The organism is Xanthomonas translucens pv. cerealis (genome assembly GCF_006838285.1).
GTDB lineage: Bacteria > Pseudomonadota > Gammaproteobacteria > Xanthomonadales > Xanthomonadaceae > Xanthomonas_A > Xanthomonas_A cerealis.
Window position 1 is genome coordinate 3,043,067 of record NZ_CP038228.1, and the last position, 24,788, is coordinate 3,067,854.

The following is a 24,788-nucleotide window of genomic DNA, read 5'->3' on the forward strand; positions in this document are numbered from 1 at the left end:
TGCCGGCCACCGGACCTGCCCATGACCGTCAGCGGCATACCCAATCTTCCGCCCGGTCCTAGCGGCCACTGGGCGTTCGGCAACAGACGGGCGTTCGCTGAAAACCCCCTGACGTTCCTGCAAACATGTGCACGTGATTACGGCGATGTGGTCATGATCGGGGCCACTACCTATCTGCTCACGGCGCCTGCAGTGATCGGCACGGTGCTCAGCGACGACGGTACACTGTACGGGAAATCCGACCCGGACCGGCGTGCGCGCCAGGCGGTCTTTCCCGCCTCTGTCATGAATAGTGCCGGCAGCGATTGGCAACGCAAACGACATGCGCTGCAACCTGCATTTCGCGCAGCGCTGATCCGCGACGACATTGCCCAGGCAGCTGCGGCCACGCAGACAATGCTGCGCGAGCACAGCGAAACGGAGCCAGCGCCAGACATGCGTGTGCTGATGACCGAGCTGTGTGCACGCCTGGGCGCGGGCTTCCTGCTTGGTGATCCAACGCAGGCGCCCCATCTGCTACGCATGTTGCCGATGGTGGACGCGATCTTGGAAGAAACCCGCGGCCGCTGCGAGACGCCCATCTGGTGGCTGGGCGCCCGCAAGCGCCGCGCACGCCGGGCGCGCAACGCGTTGGAGGTGGCTCTGGAACGCATCCTGGTGCAGCGCCCGGACCATCCGCCGCGTACCGCTTCGGTTCTGGCATTGTTGCTGACCGAGGATCCGCAAGGACGCAGCGCCTGGTGCCGTGACGAAGCCGCCGCGATGCTGATGTCCGCGCTGGAACCCATGGCAGCAGGGCTAACCTGGACCTTGCTGTTGCTGGCGCAACATTCGCAGACTGCGCAAGCGGTGGCAGACGAGGCCGAGACTGTACTGGCCGGCGCCGGGTCGGATGCGGACAGCATCGAACGGTTTCCCTTGGCCCGCGCCTGCGTGAAGGAAGCCATGCGCCTGTATCCGCCGGCATGGTTGACTGCCAGAGTCGCTCGGCACGACACCATGCTGAATGGTTTCAGTGTGCCGCGTGGCACGCGGCTGCTGGTGAGCCCATGGGTCGTACACCGCGATCCGCGCCACTTTCACGATCCCGATGCATTCGCCCCTGCGCGCTGGCTAGGCGAGGCGGCCTCGCCATCGCCGCCGCGCTACACCTATTTGCCATTCGGTGGTGGACCTCGCAGTTGCATCGGCAGCATGCTGTCACTGAGCCAGATGACCGTGGTTGTCGCAATTCTGCTGCGCGCCCGCACGCTTCATCTGGCCGCGGACGCGCGGCCGGCAGTCATGCCCGCGCTGGTGTTGCGCCCGCTGGACGTGCGCATCGCGTTGCGGACCCGGCAGACCCGCGCGACCGGTATCCCGCACGCCGACATCGCGGCGATCCGCACCGTTGCGTCCTCACCGCACTCGCCCGGTTGAAGAAGTCGCTCCCGGCACGGAGGGAAATGGCGCAACAGCAGCTTCAATTCCGCACATGACGAAACCCGTTCATCCGAACAGGTCCTGGTGCAGCGCATCTAGGTAATCGCGCATATGCCGTTCGCGCGCTGCGATATCGTCGGGCAGACGCAGTACACGCTTGAACCAGCGCAACCGCGGCCGCGCGTGCAAATGTGGATACGCTTGGGCGGGCACCGGCACGTCGAGGAAGGCGCACAGCGGCGCCCAACCCTGCTTGGCCGAGAACACCAGCAGCCGCTCCGCCGGCACGGTCGCGACCACCTCCCGATTCCACCGCGTGAAATACTCGATCATGGAGGCGCGATCGTCATTGCGTCCCCCAAACTGCTGGCGCAAGAACGAGCTAAACGCCTCCCCTTCCGGACCGAGAAAGGTGCTCTTTCTGCCCGGCACCAGGATGGTCTGGGTCACCGATTCGAACCAGCTGTCAGGATCGCGCACGGTCAGCACGACCTTCGCCTGCGGATACGCCTCGATCAATTGCCGCCAGTAGTAACACCCGGGATGATCGGTGCTGGAGCGGTAGCCGGCGAAGATCGCCGGCCAGTCAGGCGTGCCGCGCTCGGCCGCGTTCCACAATGGCAACGCTGTGCGCATGTTCGCCGCCACCTCGGTCGCGTGATAGCAGGGCCCGAATCCAAGATGCTCCAGCGCGAACTTCAGCGACAATGTTCCGGTCCTGCCCAGTCCCGCTCCGATCACCTGCAGCGACATCGCGATTCTCCGATCCGATCCTTACGAGGCGGAAACCTAACACGCGCCGATGGCCTGCGTTCTTGCGCCGACGATCAGAACCTGCGATCCGGCCGCAGGCCGCGCCCGCGACGCATGCCGCAGACATGTGCGCAACTCGATCGCGGTGGCGCTTATTCGCGCCAGTTCGCATTGTTTTCCCAGAACGCCACGCTGCGCCGATACGCCTCGCGGTCCAGCGCCACGCCCGAGCCGCCTTCTTCCACACCCAGCGCATTGCGCAGCATGGTGATCGGCGCCATCGGGATCTCCTGCGGCTCGGCGGTGTAGAGGCAGCCGACCACGCCCCAGTCGGCCTCGATCGGCGCGCCCTCGCGCGCGAGTTGTTCGCGGCTGTAGAGGATCGGCAGCAGATACGCGGCGACCGGCGGCGCGACGCCTTCGAACCAGCGCACCAGCACCGGCAATTCCTCCCTGCTGCGCGCCTCGTAGCCGGAACGCAGCAGATGCCGGTTGGCTTGGGTGATCGGTGCGGTCAGGCAACGGGTCGAGGTCCAGTTGCGGTGCACGTGCAGCTGGCAGAATGCCGCGTAGCCGGCCAGCACCTGCAGCGGCGCGGTGTCGTTGAGGTGGCGCTCGAACTGCTCGGGCGTGCAGTCCTGGATCGCGTTGCGACGCGCGTCGCGCGGGAACAGCCGGGTGCGGGCGAAAGCGGTGAGGACGATGGACATGGCGGGGACGGACACGAGGAGCGGGCAAGCGTAGCGCGCCCGGGCAGGCGATGGACACCGTGCGCACCGAACACCCGAGTAACGGCCGTCATGGCATTGCTTCGACCAGCCCGCTGTTCCGCCGTGGCTTTTACCCCTCCTACTCCCGCTTTTCACGCCTGGCGTCTACTCCGGATGCGCCAACGCATAATCGATCGCCGCACGAATCGCCGCCGCCTGTGCGGCATTGCACTGCTCGGGCGTGGCGGTGGGGCTATCGGGGTAGACCTCGGTCGTCGTGGTGTAGCGTGCGCCGCTGATGCCCGCACACAGACCCAGCTTCTTCACCGGGTAATGGATGACGCCGTGCGCCGCCACCGGCGAGCCGATGATCTTGCCCTGCGCATCGGCCGGCGCGATATGCGTGAGCTGCGCCACCGCCGCGATCACCGCCTGCTGGAACGCCGGCTGCGGGTTATCGCTGTCGCCGACCAGGTAGAAACCGTCGGGAACGCCATCGGGCTCGTAACCGACGCCGTCGCGCGCGGCCAGCGCCGGACGGAATTCGGACTCGTCGCTGTCGGTGGTCTCGTGCAGATCGATGTGCATCAGTACCTGCCCGCGCAGCGGCGCGACCAGGCACAGCAGCGCGGCCGATTCCTGCGCCGGGCTGTCCTCGCGGAACGACCGGTTGGGATCGATGGCGTCGGCGTTCCAGCGATGGATGCGCTCGTAGGCCCACGGGCTCACGCACGGCGCCACCAGCAGGTTGGCCCGGCCGGCGTAGTGACCGGCGTGGCGTTCGGCGAACTGCAGCGCGCCATGCACGCCGCTGGTTTCGTAGCCATGCACGCCGCCGGTCACCAGCATGCACGGCAATGCCGCGTCCCAGTCGCGGCTGCGCAGCGCCAGCAACCGATAGCGCACCTGCGCATATGCCAGTTCCCCGTACTCGACCACGTCCCATTGCCCGCGCAGACCCGCGATGACCGCCACCACCTCGTCCTGATAGCTGCGCCGGCGCTGCTGTCGGGCCAGCCAGACCGCCTTCTCGGCGGCGCCCCAGGGCACGCCTGGAGTACCGATCGGATAGAAGGCTGCGCTGGTCATCGGCTGCGGCTCCGCGTAGACAAGTGAAAGCAGCGACTGTAGCAAAGCGCGCGCATCGCAAAGCGGCTCGCAGCACGACAGCGGCGCGCGCGGCAATCGGTGCCGAAGCGGGTGCGATCCCGCTTTCGCGCGCTGTCGCCATGGTATGCAACGTGCGCATGCTGCGCCGCCATGCGCGGCAGCGTGCTGTGCTGGAACGTGGCCGATAGCGATACGCTCGGCTCCGGCAGCGTGCGCGCATCGCCAGCAGCCGCTACTCCTTCAGCCTGCCGGCGCCGCAGGCGCGACTGTAGAGGCGCTTATCCGGACAAACATAACGGACGCCCACCCCAATCTTACATCCATCCGGATGAAGAGATATACTCCGCCGAACACCTGACGCGCCGCGCCCATGACCGCCATCAGTTTCGAGTTCTACCCGCCCAAGACCGACGAACAGCGTGCGCAGCTGGACCGCACCGCCGCACGCCTGAAGGCCTACGCGCCGGAGTACGTATCGTGCACCTTCGGTGCCGGCGGCTCCACCCTGAGCTACACCTCCGAGACGGTACGTCATCTGAAGCAGCACCACGGCTTTGAGGCGGCGCCGCACCTGTCGTGCGTCGGCGGCAGCCGCGAAGAGATCCGCGAACTGCTCAAGCTGTACCGCGCGATCGGCTGCCGGCGCCTGGTCGCGCTGCGCGGCGACCTGCCCTCGGGAATGGGCCATCCCGGCGACCTGCGCTACGCTGCCGACCTGATCGCTTTCATCCGCGCCGAGCACGGCGATGCCTTCCACCTGGAGGTGGGCGCCTATCCGGAGACGCACCCGCAGGCCAGCGACGCGCTGAGCGACCTGCGCCATTTCAAGACCAAGGTCGAGGCCGGTGCCGATGGCGCGATCACCCAGTACTTCTACAACGCCGACGCGTATTTCCATTTCGTCGATGCGGTACGCAAGCTCGGCGTGCAGATCCCGATCGTGCCGGGGATCATGCCGATCTCCAACTTCAGCCAGCTGCGGCGTTTCTCCGAGCAATGCGGCGCGGAGATCCCGCGTTGGATCGGCAAGCGCATGCAGGCCCTCGGCGACGATGCCGACGCGATCCGCGAATTCGGCGCCGACCTGGTCGCCGCGCTGTGCGAACGCCTGCTCGCCGGCGGCGCGCCGGCGCTGCACTTCTACACGCTCAACCTGGCCAAGCCCACCACCAGCGTACTGTCGCGCCTGGCGTGAGCGCGGCCTGCGGCTTCGGCAGGCATCCCGATGGCGGACAGCGTCGGGACTGAAGTCCCTCCCACAAACGCCTTCGCAGCACCTCGAAAAATCCCCTGCAGGAGACACGAGCGGCTTCAGCCGCGACAAACGGTGTCGCAAGCTTGGCTGGCTTCGGAACCAACCGGTCGGGGCTGAAGCCCCTGCTACAGCAGCCTTAGGGCCTCGCCCGGCAGCCCCCCCCCCTGTGGGAGCGACTTCAGTCGCGACGAGCGAAGCAGTCAAACACACCGTCCGCGCGAAGCATCAGGACCGGCCCACATCCCGCAGCAACCGCGCTCGCCTGCTTCGTTCACGCCGCCGCCTGCAGCTGCGCCCCTCCCTCGACCTTTCCACACGCCAGCCCGGCAGCTAGGCTGGCGCGATGCGCGCACCCTCGTCGATCATGCTGCTGCTCTGCCTGTGCGCCCCCCCCGCCGCCGCGCAGAAGGTCAATCGCTGCACCGGCGCCGACGGCGCCACGGTGTTCAGCGACCGCCGTTGCGAAGACCTGGGCGCGATCGACCGGTTGCCGCCGCGCACCGCGCCCAGTACCGCCAGCGAAGGCGCCAGCGGCCTGTACCGGCCGCAATGCGTGCGCCGGCTCAGCGAACTGGCACAGCAGATCCGCACTGCGGTGGACGCGCGCGACGTCAATCGCCTGTCCACGCTGTACTGGTGGAACGGCGTCTCGAACGACGCGGCGCGGCCTATCCTCGACCGCCTCGATGCGATCACCCGGCGGCCGCTGGTCGCGATCGTGCCGGTGCTGGCGCAAGCGTCGGCACCGATGGATCCGGCCCCTGTCATGCCGACGACATCCGCGGCCTCGGCCGCGCGGGATGCGCCCGACGCCATGTCTGCGACACCGCAGGCCGCGACCGGTACCGCTCCCGGCGCCAGCGCCACGCCGCCGCGTGCACGCGCCACCGGCTTGCGCCTGGAGCAGACCCTCGCCGGTAGCGCCACGCCGACAGCGACCGTGCTGCGCCTGCGCCGGCAGTACAACTGCTTCTGGATCAGTTTCTAGCGCGCTTGCGGCTTGCAGCCCCGCCATCGGCGAAGCGTTGCAGGAGCGACTCGGGGTGGCCTGGTGCCATCCGTCGCGAGCGCATTGCCTGGAATGCGCGTCGCGACTGAAGTCGCTCCCGTCGCCAGCGCTCAGGCCGCGTCCACGTCCATCGGCCACAAGCCTCGGATCGCAGCGATGCCCTGGCCGCCATGGCGGCGCGCTTCGGCGATCTGCGCCGGCAACAGGCCGCCGATCGGGTACAGCGGCAACGCCACTTCCTCGCGCAGACGTTCGAACGCCTCCCAGCCCAGCGGCGCGGCGCCGGGATGGCTAGCGGTGGCCGCCAGTGGGCCGACCACCGCGAAATCGCAGCCGAGCCGCTGCGCCGCCTGCAGTTCCTCCAGGCGATGGCAGGACGCGGCGACGCAGTGCGCCGGCGGACGCGCGTCGAACTGCGCCAGCTGCTCCGACCCCAGATGCACGCCGACGCCCAAGTCCTGCGCCAGCGCCAGATCGCGATTGACCAGCACCTGCGCGCCGCGCGCCGCACACAGCGCCGCCGCGGCCCGCGCCAGCGGCTGCCATTGCGCCACCGGCAGGCTGCGCGCGCGCAGTTGCACGCGCTGCACGCCGCCTTGCAGCGCGCGCTCCAGCGCCGCCAGCCAGCGCTCGGGATCGACCGGCTCCGGCGTCACCAGATAGCGATCGGGCTGGCGCAGCATCGCCACCACCGGCTGGTCGGCCGGCGGCATCGCGTAGCGGTCCAGCTTGTCCGGCGCCACCCAGGTCAGCGCCTGGCCTTCGCGACCGCGCGCATTGCCCTTCCACGACAGCACCTGGCGCATCTCCAGGCGCAGCCGCTTGTCCGGATAGCGCTGCGGCACCTCGATCAGCTGCGCGCCGACCGTCGCCTCGATGCCCAGCTCCTCCTGCAGCTCGCGCACCAGGGCCTGCTTGGAGGTCTCGCCCGGCTCGCGCTTGCCGCCGGGGAACTCCCACAGGCCGGCGAGATCGCGGCCCTCGGTACGCCGGGCCAGCAAAATACGGCCGCGGGCATCGGTGATGACCCCGGCGACGACATGAATGGATCTGAGCGGTTCGGACATGGCGCAAGCTTGCCGCCTTCGGCGGTGCCAGCGCAATGCACGCGATTCACATCGCCGCCGATCCGCGCATCACGGCAGCGCTCTGCGCGCATTCGGCCAACGCACGGCGAGGCGGCGGCTGGGACGACGTGGCGGCAACGACGAAACCGCGCGCATGCGGTCATGCCAGCGAACACCAAGGTCGGGGCCGACGCAGCGAGAATGCCGGCACCTCGCTCACCCCGGCAAGGCGTGACCGATCCGCCACAGCACCCCGCCCGGATCGTGCAGACTGACGTCGCGCATGCCCCAGGGCCGATCCTCCGGCACGCCGACGCGCGCGCCGTAGCGGCCGGCCAGATCGGCGGCATCAAGCCGCCGCCACCAGGCATCAGCATCCTCCACCCAAAGATGCAGCATCAGGTTGTGCCCCAACCCCTGGTCGTAGAAATCCTGCAGCAGGAACGCACAGCGCTCGCAGTGGCGGAAGCAGTCAGCCCCGGACCGATCTCCTCGGGCACGAACCCCACTTCCCGATAGAACTGCACGGACAGCGCGTAATCGCGCGCCGACAAGAACACCTTCAATTCAAGACTGGAGGAAAAAATCATAATTCTGACCCACCTCCTTTGCCTGCCCCCCTACCATTGTTAATACTCTATCAGCACTTGCAATAGTTTGGGGACGATGAGCAACAATGACTCGAGTCAAACTTAACATTTTAATAGAAGCATTGACCTGACTTTCCTTCACAACATCAAGACTACTTGTTGCTTCATCAAGAAAAATTATCTTCGGGTTTCTATATAATGCACGAGCCAAGATAACTCGTTGTCTTTGACCTCCCGAGAGCGCACTTCCCATATCACCAATCAGACTTTTGTACTGCATAGGCATTGACGCGATATCGTCATCAACAGCAGCCAAGCGAGATGCCCATTCCACTCGCTCCTGATCATGGTTCGGATCAAAGAAGCTAATGTTCTCACCAATAGTTCCAACAAATAACTGATCGTCCTGCATTACAGCCCCCACAACATCTCTCATACTTGACGCACCATATCGATTGATATCCAGTCCTCCAACCAAAATGGTACCCTCAGTCGGAGTCAGCAAACCGAGCATCAATTTCATTAACGTGCTCTTTCCGCACCCAGAAGCGCCGACAATCGCAACAGACTCACCTGGAGCAATATTAAGGCTACAATCACGCACGATCCATGGCTCCCCCTCGGCATACCGAAATGATACATTTTTAACCTCAACCGAGCCTTTCGTGGGCGGCGAAGCACCAACTGAAATAAATTTTTCCGGTTTTTCCAACGTTATATCAGCAAGACGCTCACAATGCACGCCAAGCATTTTGAAGTCAAAATAATTATTAACGAGCACTGCAACTCGCTGAGCAAATATTTCATTGTAAGCCAGGTAAGCAACAAGCATTCCCACAGAAAACGAGGAACTCAAGACAACAGTCGCGCCCACCCAAATTATAAATATTCTTGAAATTCCGAAAACGAATAAATTAGCAGAGTCCAGGATGGTATGAAAACGCCCCAAAACCACCTCGTGATTCACTGTGTCAGTCAAAAGATTGTCGAACGCTGCGTTTCGTATGCTCTCTTGACCATTAACTTTAATGCTCTGCATTCCCCTAAGTGATTCAAAGAGATGCGTTTGTTGCGCTGCTGAGCAAGCAAGCTGAGCCTCGGTTCTACGATGGATGTGACCATGTAGTAAAATTCTAATAATTATATACAACAAACACGTAGACGCCGAAATTGCCGCAAGTTTGACATTATAAAAAAACATGAGAACCAGGGCTGCAGTAGCCATGGCGCCATCGATTAGCGACTCGACAAACTGGGTTGTAAGCGTGCGCTGGATGGCCCCGATCGAAGAAATTCTTGAATTAATATCACCCAAATGACGCCGTTCAAAGAATGACATCGGCAGATGCAGAACGTGTGTGAATACGTTCCGCATCCATTTCATCCCAAGCTGTGATGAAACGTAAACAACTGCTGCCCCTCTGATCTGAGCTATTGCAACCTGGAGGACAAGCGCTATCGAAAACCCGGCTCCCAGAGTTAGCAACAAGCCAGAATCTCCGGAAACAAGAACTTGATCAATCACCCATTGCATAAAAAATGGTGCTAGCACAACAAAAACTTGCAACGATACAGAAAGAAGCAAAATTTGAGCAGCAATTCTCTTTAACCCTCGTACCCCACCGGTTAATTGAACCAAATTAACGCGCTCCGGCTCCGGCTCAGAACCAAGCGAAGATGTTGCAGAAAATTCAACTGCAATCCCAGTAAATTTTGATGAAAACGACTCAGCGGATATCTTTAGCTTACCAGCAGACGGATCCAGAATAATAAACGAAGACTTCTCGATCCCGGAGAGAACGACGAAATGATTCATCTCCCAATGCAAAATACAAGGAAGTTTTAGTTTTCGTAAGCTAACAGGCTCAAGGCGGACAGGTCGCGCTGCGAGACCTATTTCTCTCCCGATCTGGATCATTCTACGGAGACTTAGCCCTTTGAGCGAACCAGGAAACGCTGCCCTCAATGTTCGAAGATTGTGTCGCCCGCCATTAGCGCGCGAAATCATTGCTAAACACGCCAGACCGCATTCGGATGCTTCTGATTGAAGAATAATTTCGGACATTTTTGAGCAATAGTAGTTATTATTAACGCGTCTTGTACTCACTAATAGCGCTTGGTCGCACACCAATCTCGTTCTCGTGAAGTAATCGACCATCAATATCAGTCGCAAGCAAAATGTATTTGCCCGTTGGCAAATAAAGCTTCGACCTATCACTGGCGCTCCGCAATACAAACCGATCACTAGGTACTGAGCTCGAAGACTCTCTCAGGGGACGAGCCTCAATTAGGCATGGAAAGGTCAAATTGCAAATCGCAGCGCTGATCTCAACTGGCATCCTCACCCCCCCCAGACTTAACCAATTCGGCCGGCCAAATACTTCCACATTGGAGGGTAGCAGAACCGTCGCATCAAATTGCCTTTCCTGTAAGCTCCAAGGCGTTCCATTTTCATTCACCAAGACTGAGGGCTCAGATGGCTTGAATTTTTTTAACAAGCTTTCCGCTATTTCTCGCGCTCGGCCAGAATTAGAGACCATGCTTGTCTGATCTATTGTTACCACTCTGTTTTTGGTAACCGCACTCAGTCTTGTTGCAAGCGTCCCCCCCCCCCCGCACCCTGATCGTTCTTAGCGGCATGCCGATAACCAGCAACGATTAGTACTTTTGCCAAAGGATCATCTTTTAGAATTTTTAAAATATTTTTGGCTTGAGTAGACTCGCGCTCTTCCTGTCCAGCATCAACCGCCGTATCGTAGCGTATGAGCGTAAAGCCAAGTGCCAGCGCCCTTCTTATAAGTTCGGAATAAATTGGCTCATTCGTATACGAACCCGTGTCAAAATTGGCATATCCACGCTCGCCAACAGAAGCACCGTTCTCAGATAATGCTTCAAGTGCCAAATAGTGGTAACCTGACTCCTTGAGCGCCGGAAGTATCGAGATTGGAAGCCAACGAGTCTCAGGAACGTGGTGCGCTTCGTTGATAATGAGTATCTTTTTATCTCGCGCAAGTTTCGAAATCGAAACATCTGCTTTTTTTAATTTCAAACAGCCTGTAGCTGGATATACCACCTCAATATTTGAATTTTGACTGTAACTCACAGGGAAAACACGGATCGAAGAAAGGTAATCCCCCTGAAAACTTAAAACTGTGGCTAGGTTGTTGCCTGTTAGATCCCTAATATATCTAGAATGTTCATCTTGGCGCTCACCAATTCGCTCAAGCAACCTTTCAAGTATCTGCTGCTGCCTCAGAAGACCATTCTGTGAGAGTGCTTCCATTGCCTCACCCACTGTCGGACCCTCGCCCCGCTCACTGTCATCTGGTGTGGCCTTAGCGTAATTCCGAAAAATGAACAGCGCCAAAAAGGCAATTAGAACCGAGCTCACAACTTTCATTTTCATTCTTCCGCGAAGATTGAGGACATGGACACCTTATTTAATTCCCCAGGCACCTTATCAAGAAAATAAGAAAAATTTGCGCCCAATATTACGGATTCAGCTCTTTCAATAGCATAATGCGCCTCAGCATTATTTACCTCATCTAGATAAGTTTCATACATCAACCGATGCTGATTAAGCTCATTTATAAGCGGGAAATTATCTCTAGGCTTTTGCATAAGCCACAACCTTGCTCGCAATTGACTGAGTTACTGGAATTCCGGTCTCTCTCTCAACATAACCCCATTGCCCCGAATGGTTAACCTCAAAGAAAACCAGATCCCCACGCCTATCAATAGCCATGTCAATAGCAGCATAGCGGAGATTCATCGCACTTGTAAGTTGACGGATTTTGCTTATTGTCGTTTCATCCAGCGAAAACTTGAAGTAATGTTTTTTAGAAATTAATGATCTGGAGTCAACGTCATCACCACCAGAAATACGCATTCCAGCGCAATAGACTTCTCCATCAACAAAGTAGACTCGAAGCTCGATTTCTTTGTCAACTAATGATTGATAAAGTGATGGTGAACTGGCAATATTGCTCGAATAAATTGCGAGGTTGGCGCAATCAATTTTTCTTGCGAAGAGCAGACGATCTGCGCACTCCCGAGGATGCCCAGAGGATATCTGCTTGACAATTATTTCGCCATACTCGGCGATGAACTCTTCTACATCCCGCCGCCGATTGGTAACCAAAGAATCCGGGACCTTGAATCCACACAACGTCGCAACCTTCAACTGAGTTAGGCGGTTGTTCGTTGAGGCTATCGCGTCCAATGAATTCATCCACACTGCACCACTTAACTGAGTTATTATATAACCAATATAGTATTTCCACTGATGATAGGTCAAGTTCTGCGCTGTCGCGATCTCCGGCATCTCCTCAACAGGAAATCCTCGAGACCAGACTGAGCGTATTTCTCTAATATTGAAATCCTTTCTCTTGCCAGATACACTGCCGATCAGCGTTGTATCATTGCCATCCTTGATGATAGTTGTGGCAAATGAATTCCGGAGATCATTGAGCGTGACAACGATTGGCATTCCACCGAGCCAACATATTTGCGCGATGAGGCTCTCAATATTATGCTCATAGTCTCGTGCAAAAAGCAAAATCTTATTATCTTGCGAATAACGCATTTTGATAGGATTCATCATGAGGGTCGTATATACACATTGTAGGCTCGCTACTAATGTCACTTGGGTCTACTCTCTCCACAAAACTATGAAGACAGGCGAGCCTTAATTCGCACGAGCCACAACGCACGCGCTTGGCCTTACGATTGCTAATATGACGCTGATATGCCTCTCCCGAAATTATTCCATCAAGGCCCGTTACATCAATGGCCCCCAACACGAAGTGCTTCTCGTTAACGTGAGGCGTTACGTTGCCTAATGCGTCAATAAAAATTGTACCTACCGACTCCACATAATTCATCAATACAATCATTGTACGATAGTCAACCCGCAAAAGGTCGCGATTATTTTTTAATTTAACCGGCCTCCTTGTTGCAACGTGATCGCCCAATTTACTAAATACCTTAGAGTAAATCCCGCCTGATACTTCACCCGCAAGTTCATATGAAAGGGCATACTTCCTCATAAGACCTGCAAAATCAAGATTGGCATCCGCATTTAAAATGACAACATGCCTTACCAGATAAGCGAGCTCATCTTTTTCCAGCAGATGTCTTAGACGTCGATAATTATCCACGCTACCCAGCACTACCAAATTTGAAATCGGAGAAATATTAGGCGTAGTGGCTTGGACAGTGTATGGCAACCACTTCGATTCATTTTCTCTCTGCAGATATCCGGCAGAAATCAGCTTTTCTGCCGTTCTGAGCTCAATGTCCCCCTTAGGTTCCCGATTCCCAGTGCCAAACTCTGCTACGAAGAGTGGCGCACGAATAAGCTTGCCTAAAGCCATGTGATAGAGGGCCACGCGTTTGCTCCCCTCCACCAGCACTACATTGTCCCCGAATCGCATAAGTTGTCATCCAAAAAAGAAGGGTGGGCGCTTGACCGCCCACCCCTGTGGATCTTATGTATCAGTCACAGCCGGTCGACCACCTGCCGGTCGAGCGGATATAGACGTTGGTCGGCACCTGGCCCGGCTTACACTCCTCCATTGCGCCGGCGATTTCGTCCAGCTGATCGTCCTTAATTTCTACAATATCGTTATCCATGCAAAACTCCTTTTCATAGTTTGGCTCGATGTATCGCCTCGAACCTTGGCGTCAGCATGGCATTTACTGCCATAGCGGAATTTTATTCGCTAGCCAGATCCTCTCGCATCGAATACAAAGGATCAAAGATCCACTGCAGCAGGCTTCTTCTCTCACCAAGAATATCAGCCTCAACAACCATCCCGGGCAATAGCGGCTCATATTTGCCATGTACGTTGATGGCTTGCTGATTAATACTAGCTATAAGACGATAATAGCTATCCATTTCGGCTTTTCCACTTTGCGCCTTTGGCTCCTCCTCGAGCGCGTTGCGCGCAACTCGCTCGACCACACCCACGCCATGCCCAAACTTTTGGTAAGGGAACGCTTGATATCTAATATTAACTTTATCGCCACTCTTCACAAAGCCAATAGCTCGCCCCGGCACCTTTATCTCCGCCTCAAGGTGATCATCAGACGGAAGAATATTCGCTATAATCTTGCCTGACTGGATAGCTTGGCCCGGCTTGTATAAGGCACTTGCGACTATTCCAGACACAGGAGCAATTATGGCAACCTCGCCACGGATGGAATTTTCAATTGCCTCCTGCGCAAGCTCAGCCACGCTATTATCGTAAGAAGCAGAGTTAAGCTTTTGCTGCTCGGGAAGCTCAAATAGCGCTTGACGAAGTTGAGCGACAGTTCGCTGGCTTACCGCTTTGCTTCTCTTCAACTCATCAATGCCACTACTTAGGGACAGCAATTCCGTCTCTTGCTGCTTGATTTGCGTTAAACTAATATAATACCCATCCCTGAGCTGACGCATTCGACCCAGTATCTCCTCAGCTATGCCAATCTGTTTCCGCCGATTTAATATCTGATTATCAAGCTGCGACAGCTCTTGTTTAGCGGCTTCCAGCTGTTGCCGTAGACCCGCCTCTTGAGCGTTGAGTTGCTGGCTATGATATAGCTTCGAGCGCTCAACGCTTTTCATCCTAATATCAAGCTGTTCATTTATTGCTTTCCCCGCGTCACCACTTCGCACAGTCATACTGGAAATCGCGACTACCGCAATGGTCTGACCGGCGTGAACCGCATCACCTTCCTGAACATCCACACGAGATAGTACGCCAGTGGCTGGCGCCAGAATTATTGACATGCCTTTCGCAGGCACCAATTCGCCGAATACGCGTGATCGATGTGTATATTCACCGAATATCAAAAATAGAATAACTGAAATCGCAGCAAGCGCTGCGACTAAGCACAACGAGCCCAGAGCCGGGGGTTGGCTTATTTAAAAACTCCCTAGCCACCTTGACTGCGTCGAGTCGAGTGCTTCTTGGCGGAAAAATTTACTTTGCATTTAGCACATCACATCCTTGATGTGGCTGAAAGATACAATTCCCCAATTTCATTTGTCAACTGAATCGCTCCGACTTTGGAACTGCCCCCCCCACACACCCGGAAGTGGGACAAAATTTCAGGGATCAGTTCACTTTCGGGAAGGCTCCACGGCAGGCATCCAACTGCAATGGCGACACCCCGCACCCTACACGCAGAACGCGCGCCACGCCACACCGGCGTGCGCCCGTCCCACAAACAAAACGCCCCGCACAAGGCGGGGCTGTTGCGACAAGGGTTTGACAATCACCGCAGCCCATATGGAGACACAGCCCCATTTAGTAAAGGGGGCGCGCCGACAGGCGCGGGGATTTGGAGGCTGATGAGCTGGGGCCCTCACTTTGCGCAGCAAAGTGTGGGGCTGTTGCGCGAATGCGCAACAGCGCTCGCAACAGCTAGCTCAACTGCCCATGACAATGCTTGTACTTCTTGCCGCTGCCGCACGGGCACGGATCGTTGCGGCCGACCTTGGGCGCCTCGCGGGTGACCTGCGCCACCTGCTGCGGGTTGGCGCCCAGCGCCAGTTGCTCGGCTTCCTCGTCGGCGCTGTAGCCGCCGGCGTCCTGGTGCTGGAACTGCGCCTGGCGCAGCTGCGCCTCCATCTGCTGCCGTTCCTGCGCTTCCAGCGCCGCCACCTCTTCCTCGCTGCGGATGCGCACGCGCGCCAGCAAGGTCACCACCTCGCGCTTGGCGTGCTCGAGCATCTCCGAGAACAGTTCGAAGGCTTCCTTTTTGTATTCCTGCTTGGGCTGCTTCTGCGCATAGCCGCGCAGGTGGATGCCCTGGCGCAGGTAGTCCATGCGCGCCAGGTGCTCCTTCCAGCTCTGGTCGAGCACGGTCAGCATCACGTGCTTCTCCAGCGCGCGCATGGTCTCGCCGCCGACCGCCGCTTCCTTCTCCTGGAAGTGGCGATCGACTTCCTCGCGCACCTTCTCGGCGATGCCGGCCGCGTCCAGTTCCTCGTGGCGCTTGACCAGGTCGGTCAGCGACAGCGGCAGGCCAAGGTCGCTGGACAGGGTCGCTTCCAGCCCGGCCAGGTCCCACTGCTCGTCGATCGAGTTCGGCGGCACGAAGCGCGCCACGATGTCGTAGATCACGTCGTCGCGGATGCCGTCGACGTTGTCCTTGACCGACTCGGCATCGAGCAGCTCGTCGCGCTGCGCGTAGATCACCTTGCGCTGGTCGTTGTTGACGTCGTCGAAGTCGAGCAGGTTCTTGCGGATGTCGAAGTTGTGCGCCTCGACCTTGCGCTGCGCCTTCTCGATCTGGCGGCTGACCAGCTTGTCCTCGATGACGTCGTCTTCCTTCATGCCCATCATCCGCATCGCCTTCTGCACCCAGTCGGAGGCGAAGATGCGCATCAGGTTGTCTTCCAGCGACAGGTAGAAGCGCGATGAACCCGGATCGCCCTGGCGGCCGGAGCGGCCGCGCAACTGGTTGTCGATACGCCGCGACTCGTGGCGCTCGGTACCGATGATGTGCAGGCCGCCGGCGGCCTTGACCGCGTCGTGGCGCTCCTGCCAGGCCGCCTTCAGGCGTGCGCGCTCGGCCTCGCTCAGGTCTTCCTCGCCCAGCGCATGCAGTTCCGCTTCCAGCGAGCCGCCGAGCACGATGTCGGTGCCGCGGCCGGCCATGTTGGTGGCGATGGTCACCGCGCCCGGCTGGCCGGCGTTGGCGACGATCTGCGCCTCGCGTTCATGCTGCTTGGCGTTGAGCACCTCATGCTTGACCCCGGCCTTGCGCAGGTGCTCGGACAGCATCTCCGAGGTCTCGATCGAGGTGGTGCCGACCAGCACCGGCTGGCCGCGCTTGGCGCAGTCCTCGATGTCGGCGAGGACCGCGTTGAACTTGCCCTGGCGGTTGAGGAACACCTGGTCCGGCCAGTCCTTGCGGATGGTCGGGCGGTTGGTCGGGATCACCACCACTTCCAGGTTGTAGATGCTCTGGAATTCATAGGCTTCGGTGTCGGCCGTACCGGTCATGCCGGACAGCTTCTTGTACATGCGGAACAGGTTCTGGAAGGTGATGCTGGCCAGGGTCTGGTTCTCGCGCTGTACCGGCACGCCTTCCTTCGCCTCCACCGCCTGGTGCAGGCCGTCGGACCAGCGCCGGCCCGGCAGGGTGCGGCCGGTGAATTCATCGACGATGACCACTTCGCCGTCGCGCACGATGTAGTCCACGTCGCGCTGGTAGATCGCATGCGCGCGCAGCGCGGCGTTGAGGTGATGCACCACGCTGAGGTTCTGCGCGCCGTACAGGCGGTCCTCGTCGTTGGTCAGGATCCCGGCTGCGCGCAGCAGTTCTTCGGCGTGCTCCATGCCGGCCTCGGACAGATGCACCTGCTTGCCCTTCTCGTCGACCCAGAAGTCGCCCTCGCCTTCCTCGGATTCCTGCTTGCTCAGCTGCGGCACGATGCGGTTGACGCGGATGTACAGTTCCGGCGAATCGTCGGCCGGGCCGGAGATGATCAGCGGGGTGCGCGCCTCGTCGATCAGGATCGAGTCCACCTCGTCGACGATGGCGTAGTTCAGGCCGCGCTGGTAACGGTCGGCCTTGGACAGCGCCATGTTGTCGCGCAGGTAGTCGAAGCCGAATTCGTTGTTGGTGCCGTAGGTGATGTCGGCGGCATAGGCGGCGTGCTTGTCGCTGTGCGGCATGCCCGGATAAACCACGCCCACGCTCAGCCCCAGCCAGTTGTACAGCTTGCCCATCTGCGCGGCGTCGCGGCGCGCCAGGTAGTCGTTGACGGTGACCACGTGCACGCCCTTGTCTTCCAGCGCGTTGAGGTACACCGGCAACGTCGCCACCAGAGTCTTGCCTTCGCCGGTGCGCATTTCCGCGATCTTGCCCAGGTGCAGGACCATGCCGCCGATCAGCTGCACGTCGTAGTGGCGCATGCCGAGCACGCGGCGGCTGGCCTCGCGGCACACCGCGAACGCTTCCGGCAACACCTTGTCCAGGCTCTCGCCGCTGGCGACGCGCCCGCGCAGTTCCGGGGTCTTGGCCTGCAGTTGCGCGTCGGAGAGCTGCTCCATCTCCGGTTCCAGCGCATTGACCTTGGCGACGATACGGTGGAGCTGACGCAGCTGGCGTTCGTTGCGACTACCGAAAACGCGAGTAAGCAGACTGTTGATCATTGAAGGAACCGGTTGGAAAGGAACGCCCGTACGGCCCAATCCCCCAGGGAATCGGCGGGCCGCAAACGAAACAGGGCGCGAGGCGCCCTGTCGTGGCAAAGCGTATTGTAGCTTGGGGCGGGCTTCGGCGATTCAAGCGCCGGCACGCCGCCCCAGGCCCGACTCAGCCGCGGCCGCGGCGGCCCACCGGGGTGGCGCCGTCGCCAAGGAACTTGGCCGGATTCATCACCACGCCGTCCTTCCAGACTTCGAAATGCACGTGCGCGCCGGTGGAACGGCCGGTGGAACCGGCCTTGGCCACTTCCTGGCCGACCCGCACCAGGTCGCCGACCTTCACCGACAAGCGCGAATTGTGCGCGTAGCGGGTGACGTACCCGTTGCCGTGATCGACCTCGACCACGTTGCCGTAGCCGCCGCGCACGCCCGAGTAGCTGACCACGCCGTCGGCCACGGCCAGCACCGGGTCGCCGGCGTTGGCATGGAAGTCGATGCCCTTGTGGTTGCCGGCGCCACGGCCGAACGGATCGGCGCGGCCGCCGAAACCGGAGGTGATGTAGCTGTTGCGGATCGGCATCCGCGACGGCACCGCGTTCTGGTCGAGCTGGTGGTCGAACAGCAGCGATTCGAGCACCGACAGCTGCTGGCCGGAGGTGGCGAACTGCTGCTGCAGCCCGTCCAGCTCCTTGCCCAGCTGCGGCGCCGGCATGTCCTGGCTGACCTCGTCGTCGCCGCCACCGACGCCGACCGGCTGGTCGAAGTCGAATTCGCCGTCCTGCAGCTTGCCCATGCGGGTCAGGCGTTCGCCCAACGCGTTGAGCCGGGTGGCCTGCGCCTGCAGTTCGCCCAGCCGCGCGGCCAGCGCGTTGACCTGGGTCTGCGCGTCATGGCGCACCTGCGCCAGCTCCGCGTCCTGCCGCTTCACCTTGGCGCGCAGCTGCGCCGAGCCGACGAAGCCGGTCGCGGCGCTGACACCGATGCCGAGTACCATGCCCACCGCCAGTACCGTGCCCAGCACGGTCAGGGGACGCCGGTCTGCGAACTCGCGCAGCCGCCACGGCAGGTCCTTTATCCCCTTTTCACGCGAATTGATTACGATCTTCTTAAACGCCATATGAGTTTTCATGTCTAAGCGAAAGTCCGGCGAGGGCCATACCACCGCGCCGATGCCGGCGTTGGACGCCGCATTGGCGGACAAGGTGGGCGACCCGTTACGGCGTGCCTTGTGGCTCGACGCGCTGGACCGACAGTTGCGCCCCCATCTGCCGCCGAACCTGGCCCCCCGGTGTCGGTTGGCCAATGTGAACGGCGAACAGCTCGTTTTTCTGGTTGACTCTCCGGTCTGGCACGCCCGGGTCAGGCTTGCCGAGGCCGATATCCTCGCTGCGGCCCGGTCCCTCGGGCTGAAGGCCACCAGGGTGACCGTCAAGATTGCGACTGCATCCGCGCATTCCCCAATGCAACAGGCAAGAAGCAAGCCAGCACCGGTGTCCGCGGCGACGCACAAGGGCTTGCGCGACGCGCTGGCGTCCTTGCAGGACGTCGCTTCCACGACACCTGAAGCAGCGACGGCCTCCGGACGCCGCGGTCTGCGCACGTAGACACGCAGGTCACGACCCGACGCATCCTAGCGGGCGCCGGCGTCGAGGTCGTTATCGATTCGTTAAATATAAGTTAAGATGGGCCAAAGACGCGACGCATCGCCCATTCCGTGATCCAGGAACGCCCCCCGGCCGCGGAGCGCGAAACTTTAGGCGTAGGCCACCGCCCCGTAGGCCACCGGCGCCGGCACGGCCTTGGAATCGAAGCTCACCCACTCCCACGCGGCCTGCTCGGCGAGCAACGCGCGCACCAGCTTGTTGTTCAGCGCATGGCCGGATTTGTAGCCTTCGTAGGCACCGAGGATGGCGCCGCCGGCCAGGTACAGGTCGCCGATCGCATCGAGGATCTTGTGCCGCACGAATTCGTCGGCGTAGCGCAGGCCGTCGTCGTTGAGCACGCGGAACTCGTCGAGCACGATGGCGTTGTCCATCGACCCGCCCAGGCCCAGGTTGCGTTCGCGCATGTACTCCAGGTCGCGCATGAAGCCGAAGGTGCGTGCGCGGGAGATTTCCTTGATGTAGGCCATGGTCGAGAACTCGATTTCCTGGCGCGACTGCTTGGCCGGGATCATCGGGTGGTCGAACTGGATGGTGAAGCCCAGCTTGTAGCCGTCGTACGGCGCGAAGCGGGCGATCTTGTCGCCGTCGCGCACTTCCACCGGCCGCTTGATGCGGATGAAGCGCTTGGGCTTGCCCTGCTCGACGATGCCCGCGGACTGCAGCAGGAACACAAATGGGCCGGACGAACCGTCCATGATCGGCAGCTCAGCCGAGGACAGCTCGACGATGGCGTTGTCCACGCCAAGGCCGGCCATCGCCGACATCAGGTGTTCCACCGTCTGGATCTTGGCCTCGCCACGGCTCAGCCCGGTGCACAGCGTGGTCTCGGTGACCAGTTCGGCATCGGCCGGCACTTCCACCGCCGGTTCCAGATCCACGCGCCGGAACACGATGCCGTGATCGGCGGGCGCCGGGCGCAGGGTCATGTACACCTTGTCGCCGCTATGCAGGCCTACGCCGGTGGCGCGGATCGTGTTCTTGAGGGTGCGTTGCTGGGTCATGGGAGACAGTCTGGGAACGTCAGCTCAGATGGGAACTGAACGGAATTGAGAATATCACGCGTTTAGCCAAATTTTAACAAGACGGTCACAGCGTCCTATTTGCGCAACGCTGGCGGAGGCCGGCGTCGCGGTCGCAAAAACCTGCCGGGTCGAGGCGACCCGGCAGCAAAGGGACACGGCGCGCCGAACAGGCGGACACTCCCGATCGACGGTGTTGCGGCCGGCGCAAGGCCGGCCTGGCGAAACCTCAGTCGGCCTGGCGGCGCATGGCGGGCCGCGTGCTTGCGAAGCACTGCCTCGCGCGCGGACCCGCGCCTGGCCATGGATGGCCAGGCTGGGCCATCCGCAGGCCGCACTGTCGCGCCAGGGACGGCATCAGTCGGCCTGGCGACGCAGGAACGCAGGAATGTCCAGGTAGTCGTTCGGCAGATCGGCCGCCGCCGGTGCCGGCGAGGAGGCGCCCGCCGCATCGCTGCTCGGACGCCGCAGGCCCAGGCCCATCGCGCCGCCGACCGCCTTGGACACGGCGTCGCCGCCATGCTCGAAGTCGCCGAATTCCGGCTGGCCGGTGGTCGCGTTGCGCACCAGCTTGATCGGCGCGCGCTGCTCCGGACGCTGGGTCTGACGCGACACGGCGCGGTTCAGGCCGGTGGCGACCACGGTCACGCGGACCTCGTCCTGCATGTCCGGGTCGAGCACGGTGCCGACCACGACGGTCGCGTCCTCCGAGGCGAAGCCTTCGATGGTGCGGCCGATCTCGTCGAACTCGGCCATGGTGAAGTCCGGACCGGCGGTGATGTTGACCAGGATGCCGTTGGCGCCGGCGAGGTTGACGTCGTCCAGCAGCGGGTTCTGGATCGCCGCTTCGGCCGCGGCCTGCGCGCGGTCGTCGCCGCGGGCCGAGCCGGTGCCCATCATCGCCAGGCCCATTTCCGACATCACGGTGCGCACGTCGGCGAAGTCGACGTTGATCAGGCCCGGACGCACGATCAGGTCGGCGATGCCCTGCACGGCGCCCTGCAGCACGTCGTTGGCGGCACGGAACGCCTGGATCATGGTGGCGTTGCGGCCGAGCACGGTGATCAGCTTTTCGTTGGGAATGGTGATCAGCGAGTCGCAATGCTGGCTCAGTTCCTCGATGCCCTTCAGCGCGACCTGCATGCGCCGGCGGCCTTCGAACGGGAATGGCTTGGTGACCACGGCCACGGTCAGGATGCCCATCTCCTTGGCCAGCTGCGCGACCACGGGCGCGGCGCCGGTACCGGTGCCGCCGCCCATTCCAGCGGTGATGAACACCATGTCCGCGCCCTGCAGCGCGTCCATGATGCGTTCGCGGTCTTCCAGCGCGGCCTGGCGGCCCACTTCAGGATTCGCGCCGGCGCCCAGGCCCTTGGTGACGTTGGTGCCGAGCTGCAGCTGCAGCTTGGCGCCGCAGTTCTTGATCGCCTGCGAGTCGGTGTTGGCGGTGATGAACTCCACGCCGTCCACGCTGCTGCTGACCATGTGCGCGACCGCGTTGCCGCCGCCGCCGCCCACGCCGACCACCTTGATTACCGCGTTGGGTGCCATCTTTTCAATCAGTTCGAAATGCGCCATGTCCGTGTCCTCTTTGAGCTGTGAATGGGGAATCGGGAATGGAGAATCGGATCGCTCCGTTCGCCGGCCCGACACCCGCATTTCAGCGAGTGTTGTTGTTTGAAAGCTGGGAGTGGGGAATCGGGAATGGAGAATCGCAACAGCGCACCTCCAATCCTGTGTCCGCTCCTCAGCGAAATCACTAAAAAACTATGCCTTACCTACCGTCTCTTGCTCTCACCGCTCTCCACCCATCTCCACCGCAGCACCGCTTTTTGCTCTTGCTCTTGCTCTTACCCATTCCCAATTCCCGATTCCCCATTCCCAGCCGTCAGAACTCACCGCGATACCAATTCTTCAATTTCTTGAACAAGCTGCCGGCGCGCCCGGTCGGCAGCGACGGGCGACGCGGGTGTTCGATCTGGCTGCCCATCAGCAGCAGGCCCACGCCGGTGGCGTGCACCGGGTTGCCGACCACTTCGCCCAGGCCGGTGACGTGCTGCGGAATGCCCACGCGCACCGGCATCTGCACCATTTCCTCGGCCAGTTCGACCACGCCTTCCATCTTCGAGGCGCCGCCGGTCAGCACCATGCCGGCGCGCACCAGTTCCTCGAAGCCGGAGCGGCGCAGTTCGGCCTGCACCATCTCGAAGATCTCCTCGTAGCGGCCCTGCACCGCCTGCGCCAGCGAATGGCGCGGCATGCGCCGCGGCGGGCGGTCGCCGACGCTCGGCACCTGGATGCTTTCCTCGGCGGTGGCCAGCTGCGCCAGCGCGCAGGCGTAGCGCACCTTGATCTGCTCGGCTTCCGGGGTGGGCGTGCGCAGCATGTGCGCGATGTCGTTGGTGACGTGGTCGCCGGCGATCGGCAGCGAGGCGGTGTGGCAGATCGCGCCCTGCACGAACACCGCCAGGTCGGTGGTGCCGGCGCCCATGTCCACCAGCACCACGCCCAGTTCGCGCTCATCGGCGGTCAGCACCGCCACCGAGGACGCCAGCGAGGACAGGATCAGGTCGTCCACCTGCAGGCCGCAGCGCTGCACGCACTTGCTGATGTTGGCTGCGGCCGACTGCGCGCACACCACCAGGTGCGCATGCACCTCCAGGCGCACGCCGGTCATGCCGACCGGGTTGCGGATGCCTTCCTGCGAATCGTCCAGCACGTACTCGCGCGGGATCGCGTGCAGGATGCGCTGATCGGCCGGGATCGCCACCGCCTTGGCCGCTTCCAGCACCCGGTCCAGGTCGTTCCAGGTCACTTCGCCGTCGCGGATCGGCACGATCCCGGGCGAGTTCTTGCACTGCACGTGGTTGCCGGAGATCGACGCGTACACCGAGCGGATCTCGCAGCCGGCCATCAGCTCCGCTTCCTCGACCGCGCGCTGGATTGACTGCACGGTGGATTCGATGTCCACCACCACGCCGCGCTTGAGCCCGCGCGACTCGTGCGAACCGATGCCGATCACCTCGATCGGATTGCCGGGCGAATACTCGCCGACCAGCGCGACGACCTTGGAGGTGCCGATGTCCAGTCCAACGATGAGAGATTTGTCGCCTTTGCGGTTCATGTGTGGGTACTGCGTAGAAGGAGGGAATGCGGGGACGGGACCAGGGACCGGGGACCGGGGACCGGGGACGGCGGGGCTGCAGCGAGCGTCCGGGGCGGCGGCGTCACCCAAGCGGTGCCGACACGCGCAGCAGGTCCTGCGGCGGCGCGGCTGGGCTTGTGGTCCCCGGCCCCCGGTCCCCGGTCCCCGCTCTCCACGGCCTTGCGGCTCACCGTGAAGCCATTCGTGTAACGCAGGTCGGCGCGCGCGATCGGCGCCTGCTCCGGCGTGGCCAGTTGCGGCAGCACGCGGGCGAAGCGCGCCAGGCGGGCGCGGGCGTCGTCGCGGCCGACCACGACCTGCACGCCGTCGCCCAGCTGCAGCGACCAGCTGCCGCGCGCGTCCATCGCCACGCTGTCGACCTGCAGTCCGGCCGGCGCGAACAGCGCACGCGATTCGTTGTACAGCGCGATCACGTCCTGCGCCTTGGCGTCCGGCCCGGCCAGCTGCGGCAGCGCCATTCCGCGCAGCTCGCTCGGCAGCGCGAAGATGCGGCCCTGCTCGGACAACATGCGATCGCTGCCCCAACGCGCGAACGGGCGGTGCTCGGTGACGCGCACTTCCAGCACGTCCGGCCAGCGCTTGCGCACCCGCGCGCTCTCCACCCACGGCAAGCGCTCGATCGCGTTCTGCGCGTCCTGCAGGCGCACCGCGAAGAAACCGCGGCGCGCGTACGGCAGCACCACCTGGCGCAGCTGCTCGGCCGGCACGCGCTTGAAATCGCCGCTGACCTGCAACCGGCTCAACGGCCAGCGCTCGGCGCCGACCCAGCCGTTGAGCACCGCCACCACCGGCAGCGCGACCAGCGCCAGCGCCAGCAGCCAGGCGAGGATGCGCAGCAGGGCGCTCATGCGTTTGCCTCAGGGTGGGTGCCGGGACCG

At 61.5% G+C, this 24,788-nt stretch carries 21 protein-coding genes and 1 pseudogene; 4 read left to right on the forward strand and 18 right to left on the reverse strand.

What is annotated here, in order from left to right:
* Window positions 1-21 precede the first annotated feature (21 nt).
* Window positions 22-1,419, forward strand: a complete 1,398-nt coding sequence (locus E4A48_RS13470; protein ID WP_142742575.1) for a cytochrome P450 — start codon at window positions 22-24, stop codon at window positions 1,417-1,419.
* 69 nt (window positions 1,420-1,488) lie between these two features.
* Here the strand turns inward: E4A48_RS13470 and E4A48_RS13475 are convergent, their stop codons facing one another.
* The 3 genes from E4A48_RS13475 to E4A48_RS13485 form a co-directional block, all read right to left on the reverse strand.
* Window positions 1,489-2,175 (reverse strand): sulfotransferase family protein, encoded by a 687-nt coding sequence (locus tag E4A48_RS13475; protein ID WP_142742576.1) that lies wholly within the window; start codon window positions 2,173-2,175, stop codon window positions 1,489-1,491.
* Between the two features lie 152 nt (window positions 2,176-2,327).
* The gene (locus E4A48_RS13480; RefSeq protein WP_142742577.1) at window positions 2,328-2,885 is read right to left on the reverse strand and encodes a DUF3228 family protein; all 558 of its coding nucleotides are present in this window, start codon (window positions 2,883-2,885) and stop codon (window positions 2,328-2,330) included.
* A 165-nt stretch (window positions 2,886-3,050) separates the two neighbouring features.
* Window positions 3,051-3,974: a M14 family metallopeptidase gene (locus E4A48_RS13485; protein WP_142742578.1), complete on the reverse strand. Its 924-nt coding sequence runs from the start codon at window positions 3,972-3,974 to the stop codon at window positions 3,051-3,053.
* A 391-nt stretch (window positions 3,975-4,365) separates the two neighbouring features.
* Between E4A48_RS13485 and metF the strand changes: the two genes are divergently transcribed.
* Both metF and E4A48_RS13495 read left to right on the forward strand, forming a co-directional pair.
* Entirely contained in the window at window positions 4,366-5,190 is an 825-nt protein-coding gene (metF, locus tag E4A48_RS13490; protein WP_142742579.1) for a methylenetetrahydrofolate reductase [NAD(P)H], read from the forward strand.
* Window positions 5,191-5,593: 403 nt separating this feature from the next.
* Entirely contained in the window at window positions 5,594-6,238 is a 645-nt protein-coding gene (locus E4A48_RS13495) for a DUF4124 domain-containing protein (protein ID WP_039007654.1), read from the forward strand.
* Between the two features lie 131 nt (window positions 6,239-6,369).
* Here E4A48_RS13495 and E4A48_RS13500 read toward each other — a convergent pair whose 3' ends face one another.
* From E4A48_RS13500 to E4A48_RS13545, 11 genes and pseudogenes are all read right to left on the reverse strand, one after another.
* A complete protein-coding gene (locus E4A48_RS13500; RefSeq protein WP_142742580.1) occupies window positions 6,370-7,326 on the reverse strand; it encodes a Nudix family hydrolase in 957 nt (318 codons plus the stop codon).
* Window positions 7,327-7,542: 216 nt separating this feature from the next.
* Window positions 7,543-7,916: pseudogene (locus tag E4A48_RS13505) on the reverse strand (VOC family protein).
* The gene (locus E4A48_RS13510) at window positions 7,894-10,074 is read right to left on the reverse strand and encodes a peptidase domain-containing ABC transporter (RefSeq protein ID WP_409976341.1); all 2,181 of its coding nucleotides are present in this window, start codon (window positions 10,072-10,074) and stop codon (window positions 7,894-7,896) included. The pseudogene E4A48_RS13505 and the gene E4A48_RS13510 overlap by 23 nt, the downstream one beginning before the upstream one ends.
* 426 nt (window positions 10,075-10,500) lie before the next feature.
* Window positions 10,501-11,316: a hypothetical protein gene (locus E4A48_RS13515; protein ID WP_142742582.1), complete on the reverse strand. Its 816-nt coding sequence runs from the start codon at window positions 11,314-11,316 to the stop codon at window positions 10,501-10,503.
* A gap of 2 nt (window positions 11,317-11,318) precedes the next feature.
* Window positions 11,319-11,537 carry a hypothetical protein gene (locus E4A48_RS13520; RefSeq protein ID WP_142742583.1) on the reverse strand — a complete coding sequence of 73 codons (219 nt, stop codon included), beginning with the start codon at window positions 11,535-11,537 and terminating at the stop codon, window positions 11,319-11,321.
* Entirely contained in the window at window positions 11,524-12,516 is a 993-nt protein-coding gene (locus E4A48_RS13525) for a hypothetical protein (RefSeq protein ID WP_185910661.1), read from the reverse strand. Before E4A48_RS13525 ends, E4A48_RS13520 begins: the two co-directional genes overlap by 14 nt.
* Window positions 12,482-13,306 (reverse strand): SPASM domain-containing protein, encoded by an 825-nt coding sequence (locus E4A48_RS13530; protein WP_142742585.1) that lies wholly within the window; start codon window positions 13,304-13,306, stop codon window positions 12,482-12,484. The genes E4A48_RS13525 and E4A48_RS13530 overlap by 35 nt, the downstream gene beginning before the upstream one ends.
* 106 nt (window positions 13,307-13,412) lie before the next feature.
* Window positions 13,413-13,550: a hypothetical protein gene (locus tag E4A48_RS20595; protein ID WP_003475730.1), complete on the reverse strand. Its 138-nt coding sequence runs from the start codon at window positions 13,548-13,550 to the stop codon at window positions 13,413-13,415.
* A gap of 82 nt (window positions 13,551-13,632) precedes the next feature.
* Window positions 13,633-14,688, reverse strand: coding sequence for an HlyD family efflux transporter periplasmic adaptor subunit (locus tag E4A48_RS13535; RefSeq protein WP_142742586.1), 1,056 nt, complete (start codon window positions 14,686-14,688; stop codon window positions 13,633-13,635).
* Between the two features lie 637 nt (window positions 14,689-15,325).
* A complete protein-coding gene (secA, locus tag E4A48_RS13540; RefSeq protein WP_039007657.1) occupies window positions 15,326-18,067 on the reverse strand; it encodes a preprotein translocase subunit SecA in 2,742 nt (913 codons plus the stop codon).
* 163 nt (window positions 18,068-18,230) lie between these two features.
* On the reverse strand, window positions 18,231-19,178 hold the full coding sequence (locus tag E4A48_RS13545) for a M23 family metallopeptidase (protein WP_058196686.1): 948 nt from the start codon (window positions 19,176-19,178) through the stop codon (window positions 18,231-18,233).
* A gap of 10 nt (window positions 19,179-19,188) precedes the next feature.
* Here E4A48_RS13545 and E4A48_RS13550 point away from each other — a divergent pair, with 10 nt between their 5' ends.
* Window positions 19,189-19,665 carry a DUF721 domain-containing protein gene (locus tag E4A48_RS13550; protein WP_058196687.1) on the forward strand — a complete coding sequence of 159 codons (477 nt, stop codon included), beginning with the start codon at window positions 19,189-19,191 and terminating at the stop codon, window positions 19,663-19,665.
* Window positions 19,666-19,814: 149 nt separating this feature from the next.
* Here E4A48_RS13550 and lpxC read toward each other — a convergent pair whose 3' ends face one another.
* The 4 genes from lpxC to E4A48_RS13570 form a co-directional block, all read right to left on the reverse strand.
* Entirely contained in the window at window positions 19,815-20,726 is a 912-nt protein-coding gene (lpxC, locus tag E4A48_RS13555) for a UDP-3-O-acyl-N-acetylglucosamine deacetylase (RefSeq protein ID WP_004427486.1), read from the reverse strand.
* 375 nt (window positions 20,727-21,101) lie between these two features.
* Window positions 21,102-22,322 carry a cell division protein FtsZ gene (ftsZ, locus tag E4A48_RS13560; protein WP_003465507.1) on the reverse strand — a complete coding sequence of 407 codons (1,221 nt, stop codon included), beginning with the start codon at window positions 22,320-22,322 and terminating at the stop codon, window positions 21,102-21,104.
* Between the two features lie 310 nt (window positions 22,323-22,632).
* Window positions 22,633-23,868, reverse strand: coding sequence for a cell division protein FtsA (gene ftsA / locus E4A48_RS13565; protein WP_003465508.1), 1,236 nt, complete (start codon window positions 23,866-23,868; stop codon window positions 22,633-22,635).
* Entirely contained in the window at window positions 23,865-24,758 is an 894-nt protein-coding gene (locus tag E4A48_RS13570) for a cell division protein FtsQ/DivIB (protein ID WP_142742587.1), read from the reverse strand. The genes ftsA and E4A48_RS13570 overlap by 4 nt, the downstream gene beginning before the upstream one ends.
* Window positions 24,759-24,788 lie beyond the last annotated feature (30 nt).